The organism is Streptomyces sp. LBL (genome assembly GCF_029893585.1).
GTDB lineage: Bacteria > Actinomycetota > Actinomycetes > Streptomycetales > Streptomycetaceae > Streptomyces.
The window spans coordinates 193,474-207,624 of record NZ_JARXYX010000003.1 but is presented as its reverse complement, the minus strand read 5'-3'; the positions used below and the strand labels follow the sequence as shown (position 1 = coordinate 207,624).

The window sequence follows — 14,151 nt, the reverse complement described above, 5'->3', positions numbered from 1 at the left end:
CAGAACACTGACCGCAGAGACCCTCGGCCAGGAGGACTGGGGGTGGGACCTGTGTCCTATTGATGCGGCACAGGCCCCCTGACACGCTTTCCGGCCATGGACGCAGTGAAGCCGGATATTCTCTACAACCCCCGCGATCCGAAAATGCGCAGCGACCCTTACCCGTTCTACGCACGGCTTCGCGAGGCTGAACCGGTCCACCAGACACCCTTCGGGTTCTGGGTCGTCTCCGGATATGACGAAGCCGCAGCCCTCCTCCGGGACCCGCGGCTCACCAGCGAGTTCCACCGGGACGCCAAATGGGCGGAGCACCGTGGTGGCTGGGAGAGCCCCGTGGTGAAAGACACCCGGCGCTGGATGCTCATGCTGGACGGCCGGGCCCACCGCCGCATCCGCAGCTTGGTCAACCCGGTCTTCAGCGCGGGCTCCATCCAGAAGATGCGCCCGCAGATCTCCGAGATTCTGACGAAGGTCCTGGACCACATGGGCGCGGGCGAGGGCATCGACCTCATCGACTCCCTCGCGCTGCCGCTGCCGGTCACGGTGATCTGCGGTCTCGTCGGCCTGCCCGTCGAGGACCGGGATCAGTGCCGCCAGTGGACCGAGGCGATCGGACACGTCGTCGACCCGGCCCTGGACGAGGTCACCCAGAAGGCCATGAACCAGGCGGTGCTGGAATTCCGCTCCTACATCGCCGAACACCTCGCGAAACGGCGCACCGACCCGCAGGACGACATCCTGACCCGGCTGATGCTCGCCGAGGTGGACGGCGAACGGCTCACTGACGACGAGATCATCGGCAATGTGCTGCTGCTCTTCAACGCCGGTCACGAGACGACCGTCAACCTCATCGGCAACGGCATGCTGGCCCTGCTGCGCCACCCGGAGCAGCTCCAGATCCTGCGGAACAACCCGGACCTCATCGAGGAAGGCGTCGACGAGTTCGTCCGCTACGACGCCCCCGTCCAGCTCGTCGCCCGTATCACCACGGCGGACGTCACCGTCGGCGGGAAGACCATCCCCTCGGGGTCGAAGCTGATGATCCTGCTCGGCGCCGCCAACCGCGATCCGCGACGGTACAGCAACCCTGATTCCCTGGACGTGTCGCGCACCGACATCAAGCCGCTTGCCTTCGGCGGCGGCCCGCACTACTGCATCGGCGCGCTCCTCGGGAAACTCGAAGGCCGCCTGGTCTTCCGTGAACTGCTGCGGCGCTACAAGAGCGTCTCCCTCACCACAGAGGACGTTGTCTGGCGCCCGCATGTCAACTTCCGCGGACTGAGCGAGCTGCGGGTCAACCTCGTCTCCTGACCTGGCCGGCCCTCCGGCCACGGACACGGCCCCCACGAAAGGAACCACCCCCTTGCGCGGCTCCCTGTTGTCCGGCGACACCCTCACCGAGACCTTCCTCCAGCACACTCGCAACTCTCCCGGGGCTGTCGCCGTCTTTCCCGGCAGCGAGGAGCGGATCACCGCGGCCGAGCTCGCCGAGACCTCCTTGCACTGCGCCCTGGGTCTGCGGGAAAACGGCGTCGGCCCAGGGGCCGTCGTCGGTCTGCTCGTTCCCACCGACGCACGATTCCTCAGCCTGTTCTTCGGTGTGCAGCGAGCCGGCGCCGCGTGCAGCGTGCTGCCGCTGCCGGCCGGCTTCGGCGACGAGCAAGGCACCGCCCGCCGGTTGGCCGGCATCCTGCGCGTCGGCGGCATCCGTCACCTGGTTCTCGGCTCCGCTTTCGGGAACCTGGGTGCCCTGCTCACCGAGCAGATCCCCGGGCTCGTCCTCATCGACCCCGACGTGTCCGCTCCCGGCGGCACCCACCAACTGCCCGGCGTCGACCCGGATGCCCTGTCCGTGGTGCAGTTCACCTCCGGCTCTACCAGCGCACCCAAGGGCGTGCAGCTCACGCAGAGCGCCATGGCAGCCGGCCTGCGGGCTTGTGTGGTCTCTGGGCACTTCAGCCCCGACGACGTCTTCATGCAGTGGGTGCCCACCTTCCACGACATGGGCCTGGTCGGACTCTTCTCGCACCTGCTCAACGGTGCTGACGTGCACGTGTTCACGCCGACCGCCTTCCTGCGCCGCCCGGCGCAGATCCTCAAGTACTTCGCTGAGCACCGCGGCACGGTAATCACCGGACCCAACTTCTCCTACGAGCAGTTCGTGGCCACCGCCCCCTTTGAGTTCGTCAAAGAGCTGGACCTCTCCGCCTGGCGGCTGGCCTTCAACGGTGCCGAGCCGGTCAGCGCCGAGACCGTCGAGCGCTTCAGCGCGCACCTGGCCCCCGCCGGACTGCGGGACACCGTCATGTATCCGGTGTACGGCATGGCCGAGGCCACCTTGGGCATCACCTTCCCCGAACCCGGCAGCCCGGTACGGATCCTCTCCATCGACCGGGCCGAGATAGCAGCCTCCGGTCGGGCGGTCCCGGTGGCCCGCGGTGGCCGGGGTGCCAAGGACGTGGTAGCGGTCGGCCGCCCCGTGCACGGCATCGAGATGCGTCTGGTTGCCGAGGACGGCCGGGTGTGCGCGCCCGGCGAGTTGGGTGAGGTACAGATCGCCGGCCAGGCCGTGACCACCGGCTACTACAACGCGCCCGAGGCCACTGCCGCCGCCTTCGACGGACGCTGGTTCCGTACCGGCGACGTCGGGTTCCAGGACAGCGGCGATCTCTTCGTGACCGGCCGCATCAAGGACATGGTCGTCATCCGCGGCCAGAACTACTATCCCGACGACATCGAGGCCGTAGCCCGCGAGGTACCAGGGATCTACCGCAAGCGCTGTGTGGCCTTCTCCGACGTCACCGACGATGGCCGTGAGGTGGTTCGCGTCGTGGCCGAGACCGACCCGAAGAAGGCCGGCTCCGACCTGGGCGCGCAGATCGCCGCCCGGATCGTCCAGGAGATGGACTTCACCGACGTCTCTGTGCACCTGGTCAAGCCACGCTCGATTCCTCGTACCACCAGCGGCAAATGGCAGCGCACCCGCACCCGCGAACAGCTGTCGGCGTCGGCAGACGTGGGGGCGGTCGACACCCGGCCCGTCAGCCGAACCGAACCGGAGGAAACCACGTGACCACCCCTTTCAAGATCGAGACCGCACGGAACCCGGAAGCGGAACCGCTGCACAGCTACGACGTCTTCCCCGCGTACCAGAACGCCTCGTGGGAGATGAACGACATCCCGTGGGACGACTTCCGCCCCGACCTCGTGCGGCCGGAGTACATCGCCTTCGCGATGGGCGCCGTCATGGGTGAGTCCAACTCGATAGCCGCCCAGCACGGCTTCTTCAACGAGTTCGTCGACGACTACGACTTCTCGGCTTTCGTGTGCCTGTGGGGATACCAGGAGCTCCAGCACCACCTGGCGTTCAAGAAGTGGCTGCGGCTGGCCGGCAGCGACGTTGCCTACGAGCAGATCAACGCGATGCGGGCGCCGTACCCGCCCGGCATCACGCCGTCGGCGACACTGGCCACCAACATAATCTCCGAGATCGCCACCAACCACATGTACAAGTGCGTGAGCCGGGTCACGGAGGAGCCGGTCATCGCCAAGATCATGAAGCGCGCGAGCGGCGACGAGGCCCGCCACGCACGGGAGTTCATCCACTACACCGCCCGTCGGCTGGTCACTCATCCGGAGGAACTGGCCTCGGTCCTGGAGACCTTCTACGTCTACATGGCCGACCCCGAGGGCCGCTACAACCACCCGGTCAGCAAGTTCAAGGGCAACCTCCCCGAACTCGACGGCCACGTCACCATCGATGAGGTCTTCCGCTACTTCGGCGAGGTGGACGACGGCACGGAATGGGCTCGGATCCACAAGCAGCTCTTCAGCACCCTCGCCGAACTCACCGGCCGACCGGTGGAGAAACTCCGCGACATCCGGCGCATCCTCGCCGACCTGCCGTCCGCCGGAGACGGGGCCCGATGAACGAGGAGAGAGCTCCCGTCGTGCTGCCCTGGCTCGACGAGCCGCGGTTTGAGTGTTTCGGCTGCTCACCCCGTAACAAGATCGGGCTCGCCCTGAAGATGTACCGTCTCGGCGACGGGCGGCTCGGCACCGACATCACCTTCTCCGACGCGTATGCCTCCTACCCCGGGGTCGTCCACGGCGGCATCGTCAGCGTCCTCGTGGACGAGCTGATGGGCGACCTGATCGCCCTCGACCGCGGTCTGCTGGCCTTCTCGGTCACCCTGCGCACCAAGTTCCTGCAACCGATGCAGACGGGTACCCCCTATCAGGCCGTCGCCCGCATCGTCCGGGAGAGCGGCGGCGTGGTGCACGCGGAGGCCGATGTCCTCGATGCCGACGGCACCCCGCACGTGATGGCGAACTCGGCCTACCAGCCGATCAGTTCGGAACAGGCCGAGGGCCACATGGGGCTGGTCGGCGCGGACCGTGAACGCCTCGCACACTACTTCGATCACGCGATTGGATGACCATGCCGCAGCAGAACCACGCCCAGACCGTCTCTCTCCAGGACGCCACGGTCCTCGACGAGGTCCGCGCCCAGACCGCCAAAGAACTCGGCGTCAACGTCGCCGAGATCTCCGAGACCACCGTCCTGAAGGAACTGCCCGGTGCGGACTCGGTACGCCTGCTGCGCGTCGTCGCGCAGATCGAGCGCGTCTACGACGTGGAGTTCGAGGACGAGGACATCTTCGCCGTGCGTACCCCCCGCGAACTCACCGACCTCGTCCTCGCTCAGGCACGCACGGAGGCCTGAGATGACCACCGACGCGCAGACAGAGGTCTGCCCGGTGCTCCACGCGGGGCGGGACGGCGATCTCTCCCTCCCGCCCAAGGACGCGGAACTGGCGACCAACGAGCACTATGAGCTGCCCCCGGAACTGTTCCGGGCGTTCCTCGACGAACGTGTCAAATACAGCTCGGCGCTCTACCGCACCCCGGACGCCACCCTGGAGGAGGCGCAGACCGCCAAGCTCCACTTCGTCGCCGAGCGCCTTGGCCTGAAGGGTGGCGAGTCTCTGCTGGACATCGGCTGCGGCTGGGGCAGCCTCACCCTGTTCATGGCCCAGGAGTACGAGTGCAACGTCGTCGGGGTCACTCCCTCCGGGCCGCAGGCCGAGTACATCCGGGAACAGGCGGACCGGCTGAAGGTGGCTTCCAGGGTCGACATTCGCGTCGGCTCCTACACGGACCTGGACATCGAAGGACGCTACGACGCGGCGACGATGCTCGGTTCGATCATCCACATGCCCGACCGAGTGGCCGTGCTGCGCAAGGTGTACGACTCGCTGCGCCGCCAGGGTCGGCTCTACCTCTCCGAGAGCTGCTTCCGCAGCACCGAGGCGTACCGGAAGTATGCGCTGCGGCCCGGCACCCGGCATGTCACCGAGACGATCTTCGGCTTCGCCGACATGGTTCCCTTTTCCCACCTCATCGAGTCGGCGGAGTCGGCCGGCTTCAGCCTGGAGCAGTTGGACGACCTCACTGCGCACTACCACCGGACCATCGAGGAGTGGCAGCGCCGGGCCGAGGCCAACCGTGACCGGATCGAGGCCGTCGCGCCCGGCATGGCGGAGCCCCTCGTCCGCTATCTGCGCGTCGCCAACGCCGGCTGGGGCTACACCACCAAGCACTACGCACTGACGGCCACCAAGTCCCGGCTCGGCCCGGAGGTGGCGGCATGACCGAGACGACCGTGCTGGACGACCTCCTGCCCGCTCTGGAGATGCACGAGATCGTCGACCAGGCGGTGACCCGTGCGGGTGAACGGTCCTGGACGCTCGCCGAACTGGACTGGGACTCCCTGCGCCCGGAGCGGCTCACCGAAGCCGACCGGTCCGCCGTGCAGTTCATCACCTTCGTCGAGGACCACATTCCCGGCTATCTGTCGCACTTCCTGGAAGTGTTTCCGGTGGCCGAGGCCGAACAGGAGCTGGAGCGCTTCGGGTTCAACCGGGAGTACTTCCGGTTCTTGGTCGCTTGGGCGGGCGACGAGGAACGGCACGCCTCGGCCCTCGCCCGCTACCAGGTCGAGACCGGCATGGCGACTCGGGAGGGGCTGCTCGCCACCCTTGCCGAGGAGGGCCGCAAGAAGTTCGTGCTGCCCTACGAGCACCCGGTGCAGTCCTTCACCTACACCCTGATCCAGGAGAAGGCGACCCAGCTGTTCTATCAGCGCTTCCGCGAGACGGTCAGCGAGCCGTTCCTCAAGGACCTGCTGGGCCGGCTCGCCCGCGACGAGGCGCGGCACTTCGCCTTCTACAGCAACCTGGTGGGCGCCTACGTCAGCAGGGACGGCGCCTCGTCCGTTCCTGGCCTCAAGGAGGTCATCGCCACCTTTCGGATGCCGCTCGCTGACACCATGAAGGGCTACTGGCGCTGGTCGCTCAAGGTCGCGGATGCCCAGTCCTACGACCACACCGAGGCGTACGACGCGGTGGTCCGGCTGGTACGGGGCTTCGTGGACACCCCGGGTGATCCGAGCGTCGCGGACCTGGGTTCCTTCGTACAGGCCATTCGGCGTATCAAGTGACCTCAGGCGGCGCCCGGATCCTGGTCGTCACCTGCGACTGGAGCGGGCGCGAGGCCCCCGAGACACTGCTCGGGGGCCTCGAGCGTGCCCACGCCGCGCGGCTGACCGGGCCCCGGCGCGCGGAGTGGGTCCGCACTCGGCTCACCGCCAAGGCCGCGGTGGGCTGGGCAACCGGGGACCGCGGCGCCCAGATCCTGCCCGACCCCGACGGGGCGCCGCGGGTGCTGGATGCCCCCTCAGGCGCGGCCGTCTCTCTCTCCCACTCGGGTGACCTCGCCGTCTGCGCGGTCACCCGCGCCGGGCCCGCGTCCACGCTCGGGGTGGACGTCGAGCCCGTCGACGCTCGTAACGACGTACTGCTACCGCGGTTGCTCGGCCCGAGGGATCCGCTCTGGACGGGACCGGGGCGGCTGCCGGACCCGCTGCCGCCCGGTTTCGTCGCCACAGTGCTGGCGGCCTGCAAGGAGGCCGCGCTCAAGGCGTACCGCCGCCCCTCGCCGGCGCTGCGCCACTACCGACTGGGCCGGGGTCCCGACGGCGGCCTATGGGCCCGGGCCGACGGCTCTGCCCTCGGCGCGTTGCGCGTCCGGTGGAGCTGTCAGGCGGGCCGGGTGATCGCCGTGTGCGCTGCGGGTCACCGGACACCGGTGTATGAAGTGGTCTCGGTTGACCGTGTTCTCGCCGCGTTCGGGGGGCGGGTTCGAACAGGGTCGACTGCGCCCGGCGTTCCGGGGCCGGCGGGGAATCCGGCCCCAGGCCGGGAGCCGGGTCAGCGGCGGATGACGCCGGAGCACTCGCCGCGTAGCACCGTCTCCCCGTTCTGGTTGTGAATCTCGATGTCCAACTCGGCCCGGGTGCCCGACTTGGCCTCGCCCAGTGCGCGCACGGTCACCTCGGCGGTGATGGTGTCGCCCGCCCAGACCGGCCGGAGGAACTCCCAGACCATCCGGCGGGCGATGAAGTCGAGCTGGCCACCGATCTTCGTGGCGAGCGAGGCGGTGAGCAGTCCGTGTGCCATCGCCCGGCCTTCGTCGGGCAGATGGTGCCGACCGAGGTCCTCCGCCAGGTCGGCGAAGGCGGTGATGTCGTCGGTGGTGATCAAGCGCTGCTCGCGCATGACCTGGCCCACGGTGAGGGCGGGCGGCGCGGTGCGGTGGCCGGGGGGCGGAGGCGTCGCGGTCATCGTCGTGCCCCGGGTCCGGTGGCCGGCCCGTTGGGCTGCCCTGCGGGGGCCTTGTCGCGGATCAGGCAGCTGCTCTTGCCCACGGCGTGCAGCCTGCCGTCCGGGCCGATCGCCCGGCAGGTCGCCAGACCCCGGTTGCGTCCCAGGTGGACCACCTCGGCGTCAACCGTGATCAGGCCCGGGGCCTCTTGGATGGGACGCAGGAAGTCCACGTTGAGGTCCAGGGTGACGATGTCCTTGTCCCCGGGGACAAGAGTGAGGATCGCGCATCCGAGAGCGGAGTCGATGATGGTCGATAAGATACCGCCCGCGAGGAAGCCGAGGTGGTTAGTGAAGTAAGTTTTCACCGGCATGGTGAACTGCACCACGCCGGGATCCGCTTTGACGACTCTGATGTCGAGGGCTTGGGCGACGGGAGGTGACACGATTTCCCCAGAGATCAATCCGCGAAGATAGGACAGGCCGGTCGCCTCGGCCTGGGTGGCGAAAAGTGGCCCCTGGTCCTGCCATTCGATCGTGGCAGTGTGCTTGTTGGGGGCATGGATCTCTGACAACTTCACTCCTCCAGCTGGGCTCTCCGGACACGAGAGTGTCAGTGTGGCAGCAGGGCCGACCCACGGCAACTACTTCCGGAGCGTACTGTTGACGGATCGGCGCGACAATGAGGCAGGTGTCCCGGCAGAGGTATTCCGGCGATGCGAGATGTTTGTCCTGCGGTAATTATGCGCCTGACTCCCGCAGTTCCGGAACTCTTCTGTCGCCCTGTGGACCGTTGACCGAAAGCTCGCCGGCCATCCCGGGCGTGTCCGTTCCCGGACCGAGCCCCTCCATTGCACGGAGTTGGTCGAGAAGGGCCTTGGCGAATGCCATCCCCTTCGGCGACAGCCCGACCGCGCGCATGGCGACGCTGGTGACGACGGCCCGTTCCGGCGACTTCGGGTCGGGCCCGGTCGGGCCCGTGGTGTGCCAGACATCCGGGTTCCGTCCGGTGAGCGTCGCGGGATCCTCGTCGAAGAAGTACGAGACCGGTACCCCGAAGAATCTGGCGAGCGCGTCGAGGTGATGGATCCGCGGATTTCCGCGCTCGCCCTTCCGGAGGTATGCGATGTACTGCTTGGAGATGTCGCCGCCCTGGTCCCGTATGGCGCGTGCCACTTCCTCGTTGCTGAACGGGCCGCGGCCGTGTGGGTACATGGTCTCGAACAGACAGTTCAGTCGTTGAGGTAGTATTTCGGACCGATATGTGGGCACTTATCCTTACTCCTCTGGCTCCTGGATGACAACTGGAGGCGCGTCAAGTCCCGCGGAGACCACACCGGTTGACGGAGTGACGGCAGCTACGTAGTATTAATGAGGTGCTGATGTCGACCTCTTCGAGCATCTCGGAGAGAGGTTACTGTGCACCACCTGCACCCTCAATATTCGTGCCCGCATTTGTCGTCCAGCACATATGGAAACCTGTGGTCCGACCGGTTTGCGGGTGCATGTTCCAGGAGTCACGCACATGGCATCCAACGCTCATGTCTTCGCGCGCTGAACTTCTAGTCCGTGCGTCGCACGCGCTGAGTGTCTGTTTTCTCATGCCCATCTGAACCGGCACGGAGGAGGCGTCACATGGAAGCAGACCCTGCCTTATTAGATTTAACCTGCCGAGAGACGGCCGTATTACGGCTGTTAGCTCAAGGGTTACCAAACCGTTTGATCGCCCGGCGTCTGGAAATTTCAGAGAAGACCGTGAGGAATCACCTCAGCAGCGTCTATCTCAAGGTCGGTGCGGCAGACCGAACCCAGGCCGCCTTATTCGCCCAGCGCATGGGCCTCACCGAGCCCCGCGACACGGAACGATCCGCCGCCCCTTCACTGACGGCTCGTGAGGCAGGCATTCTGCGACTGGTTGCACGGGGATTCACGAACCGACTGATCGCGCGTCGCCTGGAAATCTCCGAAAAAACGGTGAAGAACCATCTCAGCGGCATTTATCTGAAGATAGGAGCCGCCGGCCGGACGCAGGCCGCCCTGTACGCCCAGAGCATGGACCTCGCAGTATAGAAGGCAACGCTCGCGGGTCTCTGTATCGTTCGCTTGCGGATGTCCGCACCGAACGGCGTCCATATCCGCGGGTGTTTCCGTCGGCCAACGAAGGCGCTGGACAGCGTGGTGGTGAAGGGAAGCGATGAAACGCAGGCACATTCGAGAGAAATGCAGCCACCTCATCCGGAGCCTCGACCTGACCGTTCCCTTCTCCCTGGACACACTCTGCGCGCAGGTCGCCGAGCGCCGGCAGCGCCGGATCGGCATGGCGCCGCTGGCTTTCCCACCCACCGGGCCGGTCGGCCTCCTGGTCACCACCGCCTCCGTCGACTACGTCTTCTACGAGGCGCATACGACGGCTACGCACCAGACCCACATCGCCGTGCATGAACTGGGCCACCTGCTGTGGGACCACGCCGCCCCGGACCCCGAGGGAGGGCGTCTCGATGACCCTGCGGGCGGCTCGCTGGTTCCGGACGACATTGATCCCGCGCTCATCGGACACATGCTGAGGCGCACCCAGTACAGTGAACCCGAGGAGTATGCCGCCGAATATTTCGCCACCGAAATCCTGGGGGTCCGGCGGGCGAGCGGCCCGCTCCTAGGCACAGCAGTGGTCCCTCCGGACGAGGGCGACTTCGCGGGCCGACTCGGACGCTCGCTGCAGCACGGAGGTGACCACTGAAGGTGACCGCCTCCGTCGAGCACGTCTTCAACTACACCCACACCGTGTCCGGTGTCATCACGCTGTGCGCCTTCGGCTACAAGTGGTTCGACCTCCGACGTGATGCGGGCAACCTCGAACTCTGGGCCCTGTGCGGCACCCGGTTCTTCAACGGCGTCGCCTATCTGTTCCTGGTGCCGATGGTGAACGTCCGGATCGGCGAGCTGACAGGCATACCCAACCTCGCCACACTGCTCGGCCATTCCTGCATCGTTCTGGCCGCACTGTCGGCTCATGTGATGGTGCTCGGCTGGTTCCACTCGCCTGCCGAGTCCAGACGCCGCCTCCCGCGAGTGGTCGGGTTCTACCTGCTGGCCATCGCCACCATGAGCGTGCTGTTCTTCGCAGCGCCGCTGCCCGGCGCCCACCCGGTCGACTTCGAGGTGCACTTCGCCACCACCCCCACGGCCGCTCTTTACCTCATGGTCTTCCTCGTGACCTACGGCGTGTCCCTCGCGAACACCGCCCGGTTCACCTGGCCCTCCTCGCGAGCCGTCGAACGGTCATGGCTGGCTCAGTCGCTACGGATGACCGCGGTCGGATCGGTTTTCGTCCTGGGTTTCATCCTGGGGAAAGCGATCGGGATCATGGGGCGTTGGTGCGGCGTGACCGAATGGGACCGGGCAGCCGTGGTGGGGAGTCCGCTCGCGGCCAGCCTCGGCTCCCTGGTACTCGTCCTCGGGTACACCCTGCCGGGCTGGGGGACCTTTTTCGTCGTCCGCCGCGAACAGTTCCACCTCTACGGCACGCTTCACCCGCTCTGGTCCGTCCTGTGCGAAGCCGCTCCGGGGGTCACCCTGTTCAGGCCTCTCTCGCCGCGCGTGGCCCGGTTCTGGGGCAACCTCCGGACTCGGCTCTATCGGATGATCATCGAGATCAGGGACGGACAGCGACTGCTGCGCCCCTACGTCTGCGACGGCTGCGAGGAGCGGTTGCGTCGCTCCCTGTGGGAGGCGGGCCTGATGCGCGGAACCACCGCGGAGGGTCCCCTGGTGGAGGCGGCCGTCATAGCCTTGGCGGTGCGGCGCAAGAAAGAAGGCGTCCAGCCATCAGGTGGCACCGCCGGCCGCGGGTCACGTCAGTCGAGCAGTGAGCTGGCGGACGAGCTGACGTGGCTCGGTCAGGTGGCGGAAGGATATGCACGGCTGACAGCGCCTCAGAACTGTCTTCTGGAACTTTACTCCTGCCCGTGCCTTGAGGAACCGGCCGTTCACCCCACCTGAGAGGGGGTGGTCAAGGCCGTGTCCGCGGCAGGGTGTCTTGCAAGATCAGGGCCGGTCGGGAACGCCGTGCCGGCCCGGAGCCACTTGGTGAGTCCGTGTCTACTGAACGCTTGGTGAGTTTGTGCATGCTCCTTCATGTTCCCTCATGCTCTCCGTGCGGGGCCAACTGACCCGGGCCGTCGCGCCGGACCCGCAGGCGGACGCGCTGTGCTGTCGGAATTCCTTGGCACGTCCGTGCCCGCACCCTCCGCGAGGACGACTCCCCGATTCCATACCGGCCGCCTTGCGCGCGTCTTGGCCGGCCCGCGCAACCTCGCCATCGGCATCCACCGCCAGGACGGCCCCACCACCATTGCCGCAGCGTCAGGCCACACCATCCGCGATTGCCGCAGACCCCTGAGCGCTCTGGGCCTCAACGGGTGAACCCGGACAGAAACCGATCATGCAACGGACCCTGTATGGTGACGTGCGCGACTCGCGCGAGGCTGCCTGAGGGTTTGATACCACCTTCGCAATGCAGTTTCTCCGTCCGCCCATACCGGACAGAAAAAGGTTTGCTATGGAGCAGCACGAGAACGCCGCCGTGGGCCTTCACAGCGATAGCGCTCGCGAGGAAATCGACATTTTGGACCTGCAGATCATAGAGATCATCCAGCGTCGCCGGGCCCTATCGCTCCATTCAGCAGCAGCGCATGAACGAGGGCGGGACACCGACGGTTCCCTCTCCGGAGGAAATCGCCCTCGACCGTTACGTCACCGGGCCGGGCCCGGAAGGGACCACTCCTGCCCTGAACGTCGTGGGTCTTTGCAGGGGCCCGCTCCCCGAGTCCGTGTCCGGGACGGGCGGCGACCGACGGAGGACCTCGTGAAGGCGTGCGGGACGCCGACGGCACGCCTCGTTGACATCTCCTTCTCAACTGTGCGCCGATCCGCTAGGGTCTGGCCGACAGCGGAGCCGTACGCGATGTCGGCCCGGTCTCCGGGCCACCGGAACGACTGGTCGCGCGGCTGCTGCCGGGTGATCTTCGGACGTCGGTCCGATCAGTTTCGTCAGGTATCCGCGCCTCGCCGAAGACCCGTGTCTGCTGCCCGGTATCGCGATCGGCAGCGACGGTCCGGTGCGCTCGTGTCACATCGTCTCGCGTGACCCGCTCGACGACCTGGACGGACGCGGGGTCGCGCTCTTCGAGGCCGGGCGCAGCACCGCCCTGCCGGCCGGGATGCTGCTGGAGGACGCGGTCGGGGTGCGCCCCGCGTACCCGCACCCTGCGCCAGGACGTGGACGGGATGCCGAGGGTGGCCCGGGCCGCCGTGGTCATCGGCGACGACGCCCCGCGCCTGCAGGCGGACGTGCCGCACGGCCTCGCCGTGCACGACACGCGGGCGATGCGGCGGAGCTGGACGGGTCTGCCCACGGTCCTCGCCGTCCGGGCGGTGCGCCGTGAGTTCGAGCAGGCCCACGTGGTGCGCGAGGTGCGGTCCGTGCTCTTGGACGCGGTCGGCCGGGCCCGGCCGCACCCGGTGGTGGTGGCCGGGGCAACTCGCGAGTCGCGGAGCGGCCGGACGCCCTCGGGATGCCCGTACTGCTCGATCACCACCGGGCTCTCGACTACTCGCTCGGGCAACACCGGCCGGAAGCGATCCGGGAGTTCACCGCACTGCCGCCGCTTGCGGTGAGGTTCCCGACCCCTGTCCGCGCGAACACCCGTCCACGCACCCGTCCACGGAGGATGAACGTGATTCGGCACATCGTTCTTTTCAAGTTCAAGCCGGGGGTTTCCTGGGACGATCCCAGGGCGCAGGAAGCGGAACGTGTCGCTACCAAGGTGGGCAGCGAGGTGCCCGATCTCCATGAATGGAGCGCCGGGCGCAACATATCCACTCGGCCCATTGCCTACGACTTCGCAGTGATAGGTCTGCTGGGTGACGAAGCAGCGCTGGAGCGTTATTTGGTGCATCCCTTCCACCAGGAAGCGATTCGGCTCTGGCGAGAGATCAGCGACTGGGTCATCGCCGACCTCGAAATCTGACAAGAGAACAACAGGAACAATCGAAAGGGCAAGGATCAGCGGTGAGTGCGCAGTACGAGAAGTGTGCCTTTGTCATCGAACGAGACCTCGCTGCCGGGCTCGCGATGAACACGGTGGCGGCGCTCTCGATGTCCGTCGGACGGTTCGTGGAGGGAATCGTCGGTGACGAGGTCAAGGACGCCGACGGCGAGGCACACATCGGCATCACGGCAATTCCGTTGCCCATCCTGAAGGGCGGGGCGACGGACCTGCGGGACATCGTGCTCAAAGCGGCCGGCATTCTGGACGTCTTCGTGGTCGACTTCACCACGGTCGCCCAGTCGTCACGCAGCTACGACGAGTACACCCGCCGGACGGCCGAGCTGGCCACCGCCGAACTGCCGTACATCGGAGTCGCCGTCTGCGGCAGCAGGAGCGCGGTGAACAAGCTCACCGGCAGCCTGCCGTTGTACCGCTGA

17 protein-coding genes are annotated in these 14,151 nt (G+C 67.0%); 14 read left to right on the top strand and 3 right to left on the bottom strand.

Translation table 11 applies throughout. From position 1 onward, the window contains the following. Positions 1-96 precede the first annotated feature (96 nt). The 8 genes from M2271_RS05010 to M2271_RS04975 are packed head-to-tail and all read left to right on the top strand — an operon-like array spanning position 97 to position 7,332. Entirely contained in the window at positions 97-1,311 is a 1,215-nt protein-coding gene (locus M2271_RS05010; RefSeq protein WP_280885867.1) for a cytochrome P450, read from the top strand. 52 nt (positions 1,312-1,363) lie between these two features. Then, positions 1,364-3,073 carry an AMP-binding protein gene (locus tag M2271_RS05005; RefSeq protein WP_280885866.1) on the top strand — a complete coding sequence of 570 codons (1,710 nt, stop codon included), beginning with the start codon at positions 1,364-1,366 and terminating at the stop codon, positions 3,071-3,073. Then, a complete protein-coding gene (locus M2271_RS05000) occupies positions 3,070-3,930 on the top strand; it encodes a ferritin-like domain-containing protein (protein WP_280885865.1) in 861 nt (286 codons plus the stop codon). The genes M2271_RS05005 and M2271_RS05000 overlap by 4 nt, the downstream gene beginning before the upstream one ends. Next, a complete protein-coding gene (locus M2271_RS04995; RefSeq protein ID WP_280885864.1) occupies positions 3,927-4,439 on the top strand; it encodes a PaaI family thioesterase in 513 nt (170 codons plus the stop codon). Before M2271_RS05000 ends, M2271_RS04995 begins: the two co-directional genes overlap by 4 nt. Before the next feature lie 2 nt (positions 4,440-4,441). Next, a complete protein-coding gene (locus M2271_RS04990; protein WP_280885863.1) occupies positions 4,442-4,726 on the top strand; it encodes an acyl carrier protein in 285 nt (94 codons plus the stop codon). A 1-nt stretch (position 4,727) separates the two neighbouring features. After that, positions 4,728-5,654, top strand: a complete 927-nt coding sequence (locus M2271_RS04985; protein WP_280885862.1) for a class I SAM-dependent methyltransferase — start codon at positions 4,728-4,730, stop codon at positions 5,652-5,654. Then, the gene (locus M2271_RS04980) at positions 5,651-6,502 is read left to right on the top strand and encodes an acyl-ACP desaturase (protein WP_280885861.1); all 852 of its coding nucleotides are present in this window, start codon (positions 5,651-5,653) and stop codon (positions 6,500-6,502) included. Before M2271_RS04985 ends, M2271_RS04980 begins: the two co-directional genes overlap by 4 nt. After that, complete coding sequence (locus M2271_RS04975; protein ID WP_280885860.1) at positions 6,499-7,332, top strand: hypothetical protein; 834 nt, start codon at positions 6,499-6,501, stop codon at positions 7,330-7,332. Before M2271_RS04980 ends, M2271_RS04975 begins: the two co-directional genes overlap by 4 nt. Here the strand turns inward: M2271_RS04975 and M2271_RS04970 are convergent. The 3 genes from M2271_RS04970 to M2271_RS04960 all read right to left on the bottom strand — a co-directional run bounded on the left by M2271_RS04970 (position 7,272) and on the right by M2271_RS04960 (position 8,936). After that, on the bottom strand, positions 7,272-7,685 hold the full coding sequence (locus tag M2271_RS04970) for a hotdog domain-containing protein (RefSeq protein ID WP_280885859.1): 414 nt from the start codon (positions 7,683-7,685) through the stop codon (positions 7,272-7,274). The genes M2271_RS04975 and M2271_RS04970 overlap by 61 nt on opposite strands. Then, complete coding sequence (locus M2271_RS04965; protein ID WP_280885858.1) at positions 7,682-8,239, bottom strand: PaaI family thioesterase; 558 nt, start codon at positions 8,237-8,239, stop codon at positions 7,682-7,684. The genes M2271_RS04970 and M2271_RS04965 overlap by 4 nt, the downstream gene beginning before the upstream one ends. Positions 8,240-8,405: 166 nt before the next feature. Next, the gene (locus M2271_RS04960; protein ID WP_280885857.1) at positions 8,406-8,936 is read right to left on the bottom strand and encodes a helix-turn-helix transcriptional regulator; all 531 of its coding nucleotides are present in this window, start codon (positions 8,934-8,936) and stop codon (positions 8,406-8,408) included. 363 nt (positions 8,937-9,299) lie between these two features. Between M2271_RS04960 and M2271_RS04955 the strand changes: the two genes are divergently transcribed. The 6 genes from M2271_RS04955 to M2271_RS04930 all read left to right on the top strand — a co-directional run bounded on the left by M2271_RS04955 (position 9,300) and on the right by M2271_RS04930 (position 14,151). Next, positions 9,300-9,734 carry a LuxR C-terminal-related transcriptional regulator gene (locus M2271_RS04955; RefSeq protein ID WP_280885856.1) on the top strand — a complete coding sequence of 145 codons (435 nt, stop codon included), beginning with the start codon at positions 9,300-9,302 and terminating at the stop codon, positions 9,732-9,734. A gap of 124 nt (positions 9,735-9,858) precedes the next feature. Then, a complete protein-coding gene (locus M2271_RS04950; protein WP_280885855.1) occupies positions 9,859-10,401 on the top strand; it encodes a hypothetical protein in 543 nt (180 codons plus the stop codon). A 2-nt stretch (positions 10,402-10,403) separates the two neighbouring features. Then, positions 10,404-11,663, top strand: coding sequence for an MAB_1171c family putative transporter (locus M2271_RS04945; RefSeq protein ID WP_280885854.1), 1,260 nt, complete (start codon positions 10,404-10,406; stop codon positions 11,661-11,663). Positions 11,664-12,950: 1,287 nt separating this feature from the next. Next, the gene (locus M2271_RS04940; RefSeq protein ID WP_280885853.1) at positions 12,951-13,340 is read left to right on the top strand and encodes an MqnA/MqnD/SBP family protein; all 390 of its coding nucleotides are present in this window, start codon (positions 12,951-12,953) and stop codon (positions 13,338-13,340) included. A gap of 59 nt (positions 13,341-13,399) precedes the next feature. Next, the gene (locus M2271_RS04935; RefSeq protein WP_280885852.1) at positions 13,400-13,693 is read left to right on the top strand and encodes a Dabb family protein; all 294 of its coding nucleotides are present in this window, start codon (positions 13,400-13,402) and stop codon (positions 13,691-13,693) included. Between the two features lie 41 nt (positions 13,694-13,734). Then, positions 13,735-14,151 (top strand): DUF2000 domain-containing protein, encoded by a 417-nt coding sequence (locus tag M2271_RS04930; RefSeq protein WP_280885851.1) that lies wholly within the window; start codon positions 13,735-13,737, stop codon positions 14,149-14,151.